13 protein-coding genes are annotated in these 14,243 nt (G+C 59.4%); 12 read left to right on the top strand and 1 reads right to left on the bottom strand.

All coding sequences use genetic code 11. The features are described 5' to 3' along the window. The first annotated feature begins 627 nt into the window (after positions 1 to 627). The 11 genes from BW934_RS14845 (at position 628) to galE (ending at position 10,930) form a co-directional block, all read left to right on the top strand. Entirely contained in the window at positions 628 to 1,110 is a 483-nt protein-coding gene (locus tag BW934_RS14845) for a hypothetical protein (RefSeq protein ID WP_143232636.1), read from the top strand. A gap of 337 nt (positions 1,111 to 1,447) precedes the next feature. Further along, positions 1,448 to 1,837, top strand: a complete 390-nt coding sequence (tnpA, locus tag BW934_RS10475) for an IS66 family insertion sequence element accessory protein TnpA (RefSeq protein ID WP_234969726.1) — start codon at positions 1,448 to 1,450, stop codon at positions 1,835 to 1,837. Then, entirely contained in the window at positions 1,834 to 2,145 is a 312-nt protein-coding gene (locus BW934_RS10470; protein WP_076347854.1) for an ImmA/IrrE family metallo-endopeptidase, read from the top strand. The genes tnpA and BW934_RS10470 overlap by 4 nt, the downstream gene beginning before the upstream one ends. Before the next feature lie 21 nt (positions 2,146 to 2,166). Beyond that, a complete protein-coding gene (locus BW934_RS10465; protein WP_076347852.1) occupies positions 2,167 to 2,436 on the top strand; it encodes a hypothetical protein in 270 nt (89 codons plus the stop codon). A 150-nt stretch (positions 2,437 to 2,586) separates the two neighbouring features. Next, positions 2,587 to 4,029 carry an NADP-dependent isocitrate dehydrogenase gene (locus BW934_RS10460; RefSeq protein WP_076347850.1) on the top strand — a complete coding sequence of 481 codons (1,443 nt, stop codon included), beginning with the start codon at positions 2,587 to 2,589 and terminating at the stop codon, positions 4,027 to 4,029. A gap of 234 nt (positions 4,030 to 4,263) precedes the next feature. After that, positions 4,264 to 5,742 carry a spore germination protein gene (locus BW934_RS10455; RefSeq protein ID WP_076347848.1) on the top strand — a complete coding sequence of 493 codons (1,479 nt, stop codon included), beginning with the start codon at positions 4,264 to 4,266 and terminating at the stop codon, positions 5,740 to 5,742. A 9-nt stretch (positions 5,743 to 5,751) separates the two neighbouring features. Continuing rightward, positions 5,752 to 6,921: a Ger(x)C family spore germination protein gene (locus tag BW934_RS10450; RefSeq protein ID WP_076347846.1), complete on the top strand. Its 1,170-nt coding sequence runs from the start codon at positions 5,752 to 5,754 to the stop codon at positions 6,919 to 6,921. 1 nt (position 6,922) lies between these two features. Next, positions 6,923 to 7,165 (top strand): hypothetical protein, encoded by a 243-nt coding sequence (locus BW934_RS10445; protein ID WP_076347844.1) that lies wholly within the window; start codon positions 6,923 to 6,925, stop codon positions 7,163 to 7,165. Positions 7,166 to 7,171: 6 nt separating this feature from the next. After that, positions 7,172 to 8,272 carry a GerAB/ArcD/ProY family transporter gene (locus tag BW934_RS10440; protein WP_234969732.1) on the top strand — a complete coding sequence of 367 codons (1,101 nt, stop codon included), beginning with the start codon at positions 7,172 to 7,174 and terminating at the stop codon, positions 8,270 to 8,272. A 62-nt stretch (positions 8,273 to 8,334) separates the two neighbouring features. Further along, a complete protein-coding gene (locus BW934_RS10435; protein ID WP_076347840.1) occupies positions 8,335 to 9,834 on the top strand; it encodes a spore germination protein in 1,500 nt (499 codons plus the stop codon). 82 nt (positions 9,835 to 9,916) lie between these two features. Continuing rightward, complete coding sequence (galE, locus tag BW934_RS10430; RefSeq protein ID WP_076347838.1) at positions 9,917 to 10,930, top strand: UDP-glucose 4-epimerase GalE; 1,014 nt, start codon at positions 9,917 to 9,919, stop codon at positions 10,928 to 10,930. 8 nt (positions 10,931 to 10,938) lie between these two features. Here galE and BW934_RS10425 read toward each other — a convergent pair whose 3' ends face one another. Continuing rightward, positions 10,939 to 12,516 carry a putative polysaccharide biosynthesis protein gene (locus tag BW934_RS10425; protein ID WP_076347836.1) on the bottom strand — a complete coding sequence of 526 codons (1,578 nt, stop codon included), beginning with the start codon at positions 12,514 to 12,516 and terminating at the stop codon, positions 10,939 to 10,941. Positions 12,517 to 12,731: 215 nt separating this feature from the next. Between BW934_RS10425 and BW934_RS10420 the strand changes: the two genes are divergently transcribed. Further along, the gene (locus BW934_RS10420; protein WP_076347834.1) at positions 12,732 to 14,225 is read left to right on the top strand and encodes a hypothetical protein; all 1,494 of its coding nucleotides are present in this window, start codon (positions 12,732 to 12,734) and stop codon (positions 14,223 to 14,225) included. Positions 14,226 to 14,243: the final 18 nt, after the last annotated feature.

The raw sequence follows: 14,243 nt of genomic DNA, 5'->3' as shown, positions 1-14,243 counted from the left end.
CCATCTACTTCGGCGACCGAGTGACGCCATACCTGCCATGACGACGTTAGGTGGCATGCCCACTGTGTGTGGCATGCCACATCTGACCAGGATGGCAGCCGGAAATCGGCTGTCAAGGCTGGAAACACACCTTGACAGCCTCACATGGTACGACAGCCTGGGACCCGCCACAGGAACGAATGTAATCTCTTCAAAATGGAGTTTACACAGAACACTTGACACACCCAGCTAGCACGTTTCAATCGTCATCAAAATCGATAGACGAGCGAGAGGGGAGATAGGGGTGAAGAGGGCAGCGGAGCAACTAGATGCCATGTATAAGGCGGGAATGGCGATTATAATTACGGCTTCATTGTTTTGGATACTTTATTCTATTCCTTGGGTATATCAACATGCAAAGCTGTATGTATTGTTATTATCCATCATTTCATATGCCTCTTGTTCTGTGGTTATAATTATTTCTTGCATAAAATTTATAATTATGTACAAAAAAGGAATATAATTGTGTTTTGGTGCATATATCCTAAATAATCAGTTTTGTACGTGGTGAGCCGGGCGCAAGCGGCATAGTCGCAGGCGCAAGCTCATGCGAATGTTTTTGAGTCGGCGAAGAGCTCGGATGAGGCGGTGCATGAACAGGGGAAAACAGAAAGTGCGCGTGAGTCATCTGAGAGTGACAAAAAGGGAAATTGGGTTGAGGACGTAGCGAAAATCGCTGGAGATGTTTCGGCTGGAGCGGTGGCTGTTTCAGTGTTGACAGCGTGGGCACCATCGTTTGCAGCAGCGGACGTTGTATCTGCGTTTAGCGGCCTAATAGCTTTAGGAGCTGATGGATACTTATATCTACGTGGCGAAAGAAGCGCGACTGCTCTAGGACTTGATGCCGTGGCATTGGCACCTGCTGCAGGTTTAGCAAAGGAAGGAGCGAAAGTCGTCGAACAGTTGAGGTCAGGAAATATGATGCATCCAATCTTGTACGGAGTGAAGGAGTTTGCGGCTGACGAGAAAATGTGGGCGGTTGTTGGCAAGACGTATCAGGAGTTAGGCGGAGGCATTGTCTCAGTCGCGAATCGCCTGTACGAAGGAAATAATCGTCTCAATGACAAATAAGAGGGTGGATGGCTTTGATGAAAAGCAAGTCTGCTCAACAACTTTATAACATTTATAGAAGTATTGTAGCAGCAATGATAATGGGCTTTAGTTATGTGTTGCTAAACCTAATTCCGTGGGTACACAAGCATTTATTATGGCCTTTAACATGGATAGGGCTAATCGTAATGGTTTGTAGTGGCATTTTGATCTGTGTTTTCTATGTTCGATTTCTCATTCTGTATCGAAGGGGTCTGTAAATCATCCTGTATTCCCGTAAGCGTAAACCCAAACCCACACGGCGTTCATTCTCTCGTCGCTTGAAAATTTCATCATCAAGCCGCGGGAGGGTTCTTGTATGCGAGAGCACATGTCTCACCAGGAACGCCGTGAACTTTGGCGTGAACGCATCGCCGCCTTCTACGACAGCGGCCTATCCGCCAGCCAGTTCTGCGCTAAGCACGGTCTGAAACCCCATCCGTTCCGGTACTGGCTTCGCCGACTTCGAAATGCACCCCTCCATGACGCGCAAGACGCGGCGTTCGTATCCGTGGTGACGACATCCTCACCTTCGAACGCAAGCCGCTCGCTCTTGACCCTCCGCATCGGTTCGGTGGAGATCGACATCTGTCCCGGGTACGACGCCTCGACGGTGGTGAGCGGTATGACGGCCCGAATCGTGACGGACGAGGACGGGAATACGGTGCGGGTGACGCGGCAAGTGCCAGAACGCGGTTCAAGGTCGTGACGGTCTTCGACGTGTCGCAGACCGATGGTGATCCGCTGCCGACGCTTGGGCCGGAGCATCCAATCGAAGGCGATCGGCATCAGGCACTCTTCGAACGTTTGCGGCGTGTGGTGGAACGGAATCACAGAATTCAGGTTCTGCCGGAGGAGGAGAGGGAAGGGGCGCGCGGGTTCTTCCGGCCATCGACTGGGGAGATCGCGCTGTCAGCGTCGAACTCGGTGGATCAGAACACGAAGACCTTGGTGCATGAGTACGCGCATGCGCTTTTGCACAGCGATCTCGTCGGGAGGAGCCTGCCCGCGGAGTAGAGAGAGGTTGAGGCGGAGGCTGTGGCGTTTATCGTTTGTAAGGCGTTCGGGTTCGACACGAGTGAGTACAGCGTCGGGTATGTGGGCGTGTACGATCACGGTGACAAGCGACGGATCCGACAGAGCGTCGAGCGGATCACGCGGACGGCCGGGAAGATCATCGAGGAAATCGACCGGGCGGTTTGTTCTGTATTTACTGACGAGTCAACCGCAGGGGTCCACGTGCCAGGCAACGAGATGGAAAGCCATTATGAAAGGAAAATTGTTGAAATTGATGTGAATGTTCAGTAAAAATCTGTTCACAATATGGTAGAAGACTTGTCACGATGGATTGACAACCTGGGGCCAATGTAAGCTATGATACGTACGGTTGTACTGATGTTGGACGGGATCGGTACTGATTTCGAGTCGAAGGAATTTGGAGTCGAAGGGGTCTTTTCTATGGCGAAAACACCAATCACGGTCGCGTATGGGGATGGTATTGGGCCGGAGATCATGACGGCAACCCTGCGCATTCTGGAAGCCGCCGGCGCCGAACTCGACATTGAAACGGTCGAGATCGGCGAAAAGGTGTATAAACGCGGCATTGACAATGGCATGGATCCGAAGGCCTGGGACAGTGTGCGGAGGACGCGCGTGCTCCTCAAAGCTCCGATTACCACGCCGCAGGGCGGAGGTTATAAGAGCCTCAACGTCACCCTGCGTAAGGCGCTCAACTTGTACGCAAATGTCCGGCCGACGGTGGCGTACAGCCCGTTCGTGGAGACGACCCACCCGAAGATGGACCTCGTGATCATCCGCGAGAATGAAGAGGATCTTTACGCGGGCATCGAGCATCGCCAGACGCAACAGGTGTATCAGTGCCTCAAGCTCATCACGCAGCCCGGTTCGGAGCGCGTCATTCGTTATGCGTTCGACTATGCGCGGGCAAACGGGCGCAAAAAGGTCACTTGTTTCGTGAAGGACAATATCATGAAGTTCACGGACGGCCTGTTTCACAAGGAGTTTGAGCGCATTGCTGCTGAGTATCCCGACATCGAGCACGAGACGCTGATCGTCGATATTGGCGCGGCCCGGTTGGCCAATACGCCGGAGCGCTTCGACGTCGTGGTCATGCCGAACCTGTACGGGGACATTCTCTCTGACGTCACCGCAGAGCTCTCCGGTTCCGTGGGGCTCGCGCCCTCGGCCAACATCGGCGACGGATTCGCGATGTTCGAAGCCATTCACGGTTCTGCGCCCGACATCGCTGGGCAAAACATTGCGAACCCGTCCGGATTGCTGCTTGCCGCCGTCATGATGCTCATTCACATCGGGCAACCGTCCGTTGCGGAAAAGATCCATCTGGCGTGGTTGCGCACCATCGAAGATGGGATTCATACGCGGGATATCTACCGCGATTCCGTCAGCAAGAAGCTGGTCGGCACCGACGCGTTCGCCGATGCGGTTATCGAGCGCCTTGGCGAGCGTCCCCAGATTCTCAAGCCCGTCTCCTACCGGCAAGACGCGGCGGCCATCGCGAAGCGCACGTGGCAGCCGGGGCCGAAGGCGGAAAAACGGCTCGTCGGCGTCGATGTGTTTCTCGACTGGGGACCCGGTGCGCCGGACGATCTCGGCGGAAAACTGAGTCAAATTCGCGTCGACGATCTGAAACTCGAGGTCATCACGAATCGCGGCATTAAGGTGTGGCCGAACGGGCTTCCAGAGACGTTTTGCACCGACCACTGGCGCTGCCGGTTCCGTAAAGAAGGCGGCGCGCAGGTTCAGCCTGGGGAAGTGGTGGAATTACAGCGGAGAATCATTGAGGCGGGGTTTGACGTCATCAAGACGGAAAATCTCTACACCTTCGACGGTGTGCCTGGGTTCTCGGCGGTTCACGGTTAATACCACCGCGCTTTTCTTCATTCGTCCAACGCATGCTTCGAGGGGCCTTCTCGAGAGAAACGTGACTCGGGGAGGCCCTTCTTGCGTCTGCGCGCGTGCTTCTGGCGCGCGGGCTGGCGAGCTAGAGCGCGGTAGGGGCCGCGCTTCACGCCTTTCTTTCGTCCATCCTCGTACATGAAGTTGCGCATGTTCTCGCAACTTAAGAGGGACGGTGGGTCAAGAGGAGGGATGCGCTTGAGCGAAGCGCGTGACGTCATCCAGCGGAGGGCGTGGGATGTCGCAAGGGAGGTGGCGCGGCAGCTGGAGCCGTGTCCCGACCTTCGCGTCCTGCCATGGTCTTGGACCGCGCCGCGCGCCGCCGGAGTCGCCCTATGGCTCGAAGGACTCGTGGATGAGAGGCAGTTACAGAATGCGCTGCTTCACCTGCGCGAAGCGAGCGGTGCCAGAAAGGCGGGCCCCTACGTGAGCCCAGGCGTCGCGGCACACGAAATCCGGACCATCTCGGCCGCGGTGGAAGCTCTGCTGAAGGGTTCCGCTGTGGTCGTTCGAGATGGGGCCGATACGGCCCAGGCCTGGGATTTGAGTCAACCGCCCGGGAGGACCATCAACCGGTCGGAAAATGAACCGACGCTGCACGGGCCCCAGGAGGCATTCGTTGAACAACTCGCGCTCAATCTGGCGATGGTGCGCAAGCGCCTGAAGTCACAGAAGCTGAAAATCGAAACCGTCACCATCGGCGCCGTGGCGCCTTGTGATATCGCGGTCATGTACCAGGAAGGGATCGCGAAACAAGAGATCGTCCACGAGGTTCGACGGCGGCTCGCGCAAATCCATGTCGACTACGTCGCGGACGCCAATGAAATCCGGGAGTTCATCAACGATCCGCGGTTCTCGGTGTTTCCCACCACGGAAGAGACGGAACGGCCGGATCGCGTAGCAGCGGCTTTGATGGAAGGGCGTGTGGCCATTCTGACGGACGGATCGCCCACGTGCCTGATGGTGCCGGTCACGTTTGCCATGAATCTGTCGTCTCCAGAAGACTACTACATGCACTATTCTCTCGCCCTCCCGCTGCGCCTGCTGCGCCACCTCATGTTCTGGGCGTCTGTCTTGCTCCCGGCGCTTTATGTGGCCCTCCTGACCTATAACCAGGATCTGCTACCGACCCCGCTTCTGGTGAGTGTCGCCGCGCAGCACGCCGGGATTCCGTTCCCAACGATTATCGAGGCGCTCGGCATGCTCGTGGCCTTTGAGGCCCTGCGGGAAGCCGGCACGCGCCTTCCCCGCGCGGTGGGTCAGTCCGTCAGCATTGTGGGCACGCTTGTCATCGGCGACGCAGCGGTTCGCGCCGGGCTTGTGTCTCCAGGCATGGTCATTATCGTGTCGGCCACGGGCGTCGCGTCCTTCACCCTGCCGGCGCTCGGTTTGGTACAGGCGGCCAGGCTGCTCCAGTTTCCGTTCGTCCTCGCCGCGGGACTGTTCGGCCTCTACGGCGTGCTCATGCTCGGCATGGCACTCGTGGGCCGCATGGCGTCCCTTCGCTCGTTCGGCGTCCCCTATCTATCGCCCATCGCGCCAAACGTGATGGGGGACATGAAGGACGTGATCATTCGCGCGCCGTGGTGGATGATGAAGCGCCGGCCGCGCCAGTTTGAATCGGTCGATCGCGTCCGCATCGCGCGGCCCCGCTGGATTCGCCGCGCGCCGAGGTGAGGTGGAACCTTGACCGCGTGGACATCCCTGCGAAAACCGCTCGGACTGCTTGCGGCGGTGCTGTTCACGGCCGCCCTGTGCACAGGCTGCGACTACAACGATATCGACCACCTCCTCTTTTCGAGCGGCATCGGCGTGGATCGCCTTCAAGACCACCTGCGGCTCTCGGTGGATCTGGTCCAACCGGGCGGCGCGGGCAACCCGGCGATGGGATCGAACTCAGGCTCAGGGGGCCCGAATCAAGCCCTGGATGAGATCGTCTCGGCCGATGCGTCCACATTTGAAGAGGCCATGAGTGCCATTCAGTCAAAACTCTCGCACGCGCTTTACCTCCAGCACAACGCCGTGGTCCTCTTCTCGCAAGACGCGCTGCGGCACTTCACGTCCATCGCGGACGCGCTTGAGCGCCATCGTCAGTTGCGGCGGAGTCAGCTGTGGGTCGTCACACCGCGGTCCGCCGAGCAGATCTTCCGTCAGTCGCCAGGCCGAGTCGAGCCGGTCTCGCTTGTGTTGCGCGATCTCGTCGACGAAGCTTCGCGTCGGGAGATGTGCCTCGCGAGCGATGAGTTGCACGTCGTCAAGTCGCTCCTTCGCCCTTCGGGGGTGGCGTCCCTCGCCGTGATCGACCAAGGGCAGGACGGTTCTCCGGAACTTAGGGGTCTCGCGTATTTGAGGCGCGACGGGAAGGTGTACATCGTGGACAATGACCGGCTGCTGAACCACGCCTGGTGGCTCGGGCGCACGCTCGACGTACGCGAGGCGGTGCCCTGGAAGGTGACGCAGGGCGAAGCGACCGTCGGCTTGCATTGGCTGCGAACTTCCACCCGAGTCATAGCCCAGGGTTCATCGGCGTCCCCGTCGATCCGCGTGGTTTGGCGGGGCACAGCCGAGATCGAGCGATGGGCGGGAGGGCGCACGATGAGTGCCGCGGCGTTTCATGCCCTTGAGACCGCGGCGCGCCGCGATATCGAACGCCGGCTTCAGGATGCGCTGAACGAAGTCCGGACGGCCGACATGGACGCGTTTGGCCTGACCAATGCCTGCGTGCAAAAAGGGTTGCACGTGTCTGAAGAGGCGTGGAAACGAGTCCCCGTCGTCTACGACGTCGAGCCGCACATCGTCCAGGGACAGTTGGCCGCCAGCACTCCCTTTTCGAGCGATACAAGCGGGAGGGGTTGAGATGACAAGCGCGTGGGCCTTGCTCTGGGCCATTTTTGGGGCCGTGGTGGACTTTCGGAGATGGACGCCCAAGTCGCGCCAGGCGTGGTTGACGTGGCTGTTCATGACGGGGCTTGCCATTGGGGTGGCGATTGCAACCGACTTCCACATGGGTCCGTCCTTCAGACCCCTGCACGTGTTCGACGTGTTCTCGGGGCTCAGTTCGTGGCTGTACGGGGGAAGCGTGGGAATCGAGGAGGCCTGAACCTTGGTGCAGATTTCGCGGTATCAACTGGTCCTCATGCTCATCTGGACTGTCCTTGGCACGGGCATCGTGACGATGCCAGGCACCATCGCGCAGTTCACGCTCCGCGACGCATGGGTGTCGAGTATGGGGCTTGTGCTCGGCGCCGTCCTGTGCGCCGCCATCGCGTGGGTGCACGTGCGCCTGTTCCCGGGACGAACGCTGACGCAGGCTGCCATCGACGTCCTTGGCCCGGCGTGGGGCCGCGCCTACGGCGTCTGGTATATCGTCTACGGTATCATTACGACGGCGACCATTGGACGTGAGCTCAGCGCTTTTATCGGCATTTCCGTGCTGCCGAACACGCCGGATAATCTCGTGAGCGCCATCGCCTTTGCGGTGTCGATGTACTTGGCGTATCTGGGCATTGAAGTTGTGGCGCGCGTCAACGAGTTCATCCTGCCACTTGCAGCGCTGGTGTCGCCCGTCCTGTTCTTGCTCTCCGTACGCCTCTTTGACCCTTCCGCCTTGGAACCCATCTTGGGCGATCCCGCCAGCGCCGCTTGGCGCGGCGCGGTCGTTCCTGCCTTTGCCTACGGGCTCGAATTTTCCATCGCACTCCAGTGGACGCCTGCCCTGCGCAGTCCGCGCACGTTGCCCGTCGACATTCTCTTGGCGGGTGCGATCAGCGCGCTGGTGCTCTCCACGCTCGTGGTTTTGACGGTCGGCGCACTCGGCGAGCCGACTCGGTACTTGAACTACCCCGTATTGGAGCTCGCGCGTGCCATTCGTCAAGGGAAATTTGTCGAACGCCTGGACACGCTCTACGTCATGGGCGTGGCCATCACGCTCGTGCTCAAGCTCTCCGCGTTTCAGCTCGCCGTGATCGAGGCGGTGAAGGATGTGAGCGCCTCGGCAGAGCGGACCTGGATTCCCATCCCTGTGGCCCTCCTCGCGTGGTCGTGTAACAACTACGTGTTTCGCAATGTGTTTGACGTCACCGACTTCATTCTTCGCGACGTGCCCGGGTACTTCTTGACCACGGTCGTGCTGATGCCCATCGGCCTCTATATGCTCCGCGCGGTGCAGTCGAGAAAGCGCGCCTTGCGTCGCCTCAAGCGCACATAAAAACGTTCGTTCCATGGCATGGATAGGATAGGGAACCCACGGAGAGAGATGGAGGAGATGTCATGCGACCGTCGGCTGAACCCATGGTGAGCCAACCCATCAGCAAAACGCTGGAACACAACGTCAACTACGTCAATCAACTCCTTGGCATCGGCACGACTTGGGACATCATGGCGAAGCCCTTTCGATACGGCCGCCTCAATATGATGTCGTACGTAACCAATGGCTTCTTTCTCACCATGAACGTCGTTCTCGTGCTCGACAGTTTTCACCGGAACGTCGAGGCGTTTGAGCGAGCGCACGAGAATCAGCCGTACGACATCGAGGAACTCGTCTTCTATCTGAACACCCACATCGACTTCGTGCAGGTCCAGGTCATCAACCAGATGAACGACGCGGTGCGCTTCATCCTGTCGGGGCCGCTCGTGACCTTCATCGATGGGTACGACAAGGTGTTGGTCGTCGACACGCGCGTCTATCCGATGCGCGGCATTGAGCCCCCCATGATCGAGCGCGTCATCCGAGGAAACCACGACGGTTTCACCGAGACGATGCTGATGAACACGACGCTCATTCGCCGCCGACTCCGCGACCCGCGCCTGCGCAATGAGCTGTATCAAGTCGGCGATCGCGGCCAAACCGACGTCAGCCTCATGTACTTGAAGGACGTCGCGGACGAGGAGACCGTGTCCTCCATTCGCGAACTTTTGCGCAGCGTCAAAACGGGCGGCATGATGATGGGCGAGCAGCAGCTCGTCGACCTGATTGGCAAGGTGAAGTGGAACCCGTATCCGATTGTGCGGTACACCGAACGGCCGGACGTTGCCGCCACGGCGCTCATCGAGGGGCACGTCGTCATCGTCGTCGACGCCACCGCCGAAGTGATCATTGCGCCAACGACCTTTTTCCAACACATTCAGCACCCGCAGGAGTACCATTCGTTCCCCCTCGTCGGCACGTACCTGCGTTGGATTATCGCCATTTCCGTCATGATGAGCGTCTTTCTGCCGGGCATTTTCATGCTCGCCAACCAACATCCAGGGCTGCTTCCGCCGTGGGCCAAGTTCTTCATGGCGACGAGAAACGATCCCCTGCCGCTTTGGGCACAGCTCTTGCTGGCGGAATTCGCGCTTGACGTGCTTCGGCTGGCCGTTCTGAATGTGCCCGTCACATTATCGAATGCCATTGGCATTGTTTCAGCCTTGTTGTTTGGCCAGTTCGCCACGCAGATCCAACTGCTCCAACCCGAGGTTCTGGTGTACATGGGCTTCGTCATGCTGGCCCAGTACGCGACGTCGTCGTTTGAGTTGGCCTCGGCCAACCAGATGGCGCGAATTTGGATCATGCTCTGGACGGCCGCTTTGAATTGGGGAGGGTTCCTGTTGAGTACGGCGTCCTGGTTTTTGCTGCTCTTGACGACCAAATCCTTCGGCAAGCCGTATCTGTGGCCCCTCATCCCGTTCACTTGGAAAGACGGCATGCGGGACGTCCTCGTCCGTTGGCCGTCGAGCAATTTGGGCGGCGTGCCCGCCATCCTGCGCAATCGCCGGCGCGCGCGTTGAAGGAGGTTCCAGCGAGAGGGATCGCGATTCCGACCGTTTGTTGGTATAGTGGTCCTGGTTCTATTTCGCTGGAGGTGAAGCCATGATTTTGGTCACCGGAGCGGCCGGGTACATTGGCTCGCACACGTGCGTGTCGCTTGTTCAGGCGGGCTATGACATTGTCGCCATCGACAACTTCGCCAACTCGAAGCCCGAATCGCTGAGACGCGTTGCCGAATTGACAGGCAAATCGTTTCCGGTCCACGCTGTGGACATGCTCGACGCAGAGGCGCTCGATCAGGTCTTTGGCGCATATGATGTGCGCGCCGTCATCCACTTCGCCGGGTTAAAGGCGGTGGGGGAGTCGGTGGCTCAACCCCTGCGCTACTATCGGAACAATCTCGGCAGCACGCTCAACCTTCTCGAATCGATGGAGCGGCACGACGTCAAGAAAATTGTGTTCAGCTCGTCGGCCACGGTGTACGGCGCCGCGAACGAAATGCCGCTGAAGGAGGATATGGCTGTTGCCCCGGTCAATCCATACGGACAGACCAAGGCGATGATCGAACAAATGTTGCGCGACGTGGCGTCCGCGGTCGACGGGTTTGGCGCGGCCTTGTTGCGCTACTTCAACCCGGTTGGCGCGCATCCTTCCGGGCGGATCGGCGAGGATCCGCAGGGCGTTCCCAACAACCTCGTGCCCTACGTCGCCCAGGTGGCGGTGGGCAAACGCCCGGAAGTCGTGGTCTTTGGCGACGATTATCCCACGCCCGATGGTACCGGCATTCGCGACTACATCCACGTCATGGACTTGGCGGATGGACATGTTCGAGCGCTGGACTGGGTGCTGGACCACGCGGGTACGGAAGCCTTCAACCTTGGAACCGGAAGAGGTTCCAGTGTTCTCGAGGTCATCCGCGCTTTCGAGCGCGCGAGTGGCCGCACCATCCCGTACCGCGTCGGACCTCGGCGCCCCGGGGATGCCCCGGTGAGCTACGCGGATCCGTCGAAGGCAGAGCGCGTGCTCGGTTGGAAGGCGACCCAGGACCTCGACGCGATGTGTCGCGACACGTGGCGCTGGCAATCCCAGAATCCGAACGGCTACGATCCGGCCTGATCCCATCCTCAGGGCGCCTCGAGAAACGGGAGGTGCCGCATGGCCCGGGCGAGAGGCTGTCCAATGACCGGGATTCGCGCGATCTCGTCGACGGTGGCGAGCCGGAGGTACATCGCGGCCACCACGTACGTCAGCATGCCTGCGGCCGCGCAGAGCGAAAACTGCATCCACGCCTGCTCGGCGTCCGCCCCATGTTGAATAGCTTGCATGGGAACGTAGGCCATGGCGGCGGCCAGGGCCATTTTGACACTCATCCGAAGGTCAAGGTTCAAGTCGTGATACCTGCGCACGGCCAGCATGGCAAGAAGCGTGGCCACGATGCCACTCGTGGCCACCGCGGACGCCAGCCCATGAATGCCCTGGTGACCCACGGCGACAAATTCGTAGATGCAAGCGAGCCGAACCGCGCTCGAGAGAAAGGTGATGGCTGTTGACACAAACGCGCGGTTGAGCCCCTGTAGGACGGCAAAAAGCGGATCGCTGAGGTAAAAGAACAGGCACGAAGGCGCGAGGTAGGTAAGCAGCTGTCCCGCGATCGGATTTCGATACAGGGCGGTGGCTGCGTCTTGGCCTGACGCGAGAAAGAACGCCACAGCAAACATCGCCACAAACATCGCTGCGTCGACCGCCTGTGCAATGCGCCGTGACACCAATCGGCTGTCGCGCAGGGCTTTGGCCTCCGAGATGGCGGGCACGACCACGGAGGATATCGCGCCAGAAAGCACGGTCGGCATGAACAACAGCTCCATCGCCATGCCGAAGGCGCCGTACATCGCGGTGGCTTCTCGTCGCGACACGCCGGTGGCAAAAAACGCTTGATACATCACGGCGGGTTCGGCTGCAAACGCGACGACGCCCAGCACATTGGACAGCGCCGTCGGCACGGCGATTTGGGCGAGATCGCGCCATACGCCATCGCCTCGGGCGGTGCGCTGGTTGGACGACAGGACATGCCGATCGCGCCACACGTACGTGGACAGCATCGTGAGATAACCCGCCAGTTCGCCGAGTCCTCCTCCGATGACAAGCGCGAGCGCCCCGTAGCGAACGCCCCAAGGACTCATCCAGATCATGAGCGGCACGGAAGCCAGTGCGCGAACCGACGTTTCTACGATCCACGCGACGGCCGGGGGCGTTTGGTTCTGAATCCCCATGTAAAAGCCGCTGAGCACAGACGACAAACAGACGATGGGGATGCGACAGACCATGGCCAGAAAGGCAGGCGTGGCGCGCGGATCCATCCATCGGCCGAGATGGGGCGAGAGCACGAACGCGAGGACCACCATGGCGATCCCGGAAACCAAGCTCCACGCGTTGGCCAGGGTCCATGCTCGACGCGCCCGGGCTACGTGTCCCACGGCTAGGTTTTCCGCGACCACTTTTGAGACGGCTGGCGGGAGGCCGAAGGTGGCCAGGGTCACGAGGAGAAAGTAAGGCGGACTGATGGTCTGGAACAGCCCGAACCCTTGGGCTCCCATCGTTCTGGCCATGACCATTTGGACCAAGAGGGCCATCACGCGCGTGACGATGCCAGCGAAGGCAAGCACGGCCGCACCGTGCAAGAACGACTGTCGGCTTTTGGTCATCGCTTCCACCCCGCATCTCTGTCACCCAAAAAGGTATGTCTCATCGTCGGGACAAAGACCTTCAAATCGTTTTTCCACCGGAAGTCAGGTTCAGTTCCACCAATGGATTGAAGTGCCTTTGAGCTCCGCGCGCTAATCTACCTACGCACGGATGCAGAACGTCCGGTGGCCACCGCACCTGCGTCCAACAAGTAGAGATACGGGGGAAACGGAAGATGAAGTCGAAACTGGTGGTGGTATCTGCCGCGCTCTGCCTTGCAGCCGTGGGAGTCACTGGGTGTGGCGTCGAATCAGGATCAGAAGGAGGAGCCGCCGACGTCGCGGTGCGTGCGCTGTCCAATCAGGTGCAAAACGCCTCTGGCGCGCCGACGCCCTCCCCAGCCGGAGGAGGCCAGGCAGCGGTGGCTCCGCAAAGCACAGGAGGCGGATCGCCGGCCAGCAGCCAGCCGTATCCTGTGGTGAATACGCATGTCCCGCCGAAAGTGTACGGCATGCGCAAATTTCCGTATCCTTATCAGGCGATGCTCGCCATTTCGTCCGATGCAGACAGTGAAACGCTGCGCAAATTCAATCTCATTCACGAATTCATCAATACGACGCAGATGACGCCCCTTGGCAAAGGACTGGGGCTCGACTTTGCGGACTCCTTCTTCATGTACAATGGGGACAACCTGCCCGGCTACGTCGACATCAACCACGAGCCGATGTCCGACGAATTGAGCTGGTTTAAGGGCGTTTCCAATCAACCGTATGCAGCTCAGATTTTGAATCACTACATTCATGTCGGCTGGATCGATACCATGCACACGTACGGCGACTTCAGCCAACGAAACCAGAACGAGACCCTGTTCTCTAGAAAGCTCGCCATTCAGGCCGTCGATGCGCTGAAGGCGGACGGCGACTACCTCACCGTCTGGACGGATCACGGCAACAAGTCGAACGTCGACAACTTCGGGGACTATGGCACGTCGCCGTTTTACGACTACCAGCAAGGTGCGAACCCTTGGTCGAAGTACTACCATACCGACATCACCATCCCTTACGGCATTCGGTTTGTCTGGCCGGATGGTGCGAGTGACGAGTTTGGCAGGAGCACCATGATTTATCCGCTCAGGCTGCCGGACGGGCGCGAGGTCTGGGGATTCTGGCGCTACACCTCGGAGGGCTTCAACGCCAAAGGAGATCCGGAGTGGAACTGGACGCCGTTTGGCCTGAACGAGCAGCTGTCTCCGGCACATCTGGAGGAGATTGAGCGATACCACGAGTATTCCATTGTGGCGCAGCACCTGTGCGGCACCACGTACCCAGGCGTCCTGCCGCAGCCCGCGGTGGAGGCGCTGCGCCGCTTAGCGCAGCAGTACCACGAAGGAAAGATTCTCGTCACGCGAACGAGCCGCTTGCTGAATTACAACGTGGTCCAACAGTATGTGTCCTATCGCGTCACGTACGAGGGCGGCAAGGCGTACGTGCATATTCTTGCCATCTTGGACCCCGTGTTTGGTGCGTACGTTCCGACCGTCGACGACATTCGCGGCTTGACGTTCTACACCTCCAATCCTGCCGAGACGGTGCTGGAGATTCGCAACACGCCGATTCCGGGCGATCTCATCCAGGAAAATCGATCGGACGGCGTGGCGCCGAGCATCGGTGTGAAATGGTGGCCGGTGGACACGACAAACTACGCGGAGACCGCGCCTGGCGTGTATTAAATCGCGGCGCGGATACCC

The organism is Alicyclobacillus vulcanalis, assembly GCF_900156755.1.
GTDB lineage: Bacteria > Bacillota > Bacilli > Alicyclobacillales > Alicyclobacillaceae > Alicyclobacillus > Alicyclobacillus vulcanalis.
Note: the sequence above shows the minus strand (reverse complement) of the source record. Positions and strands in the feature narration are given on the sequence as shown.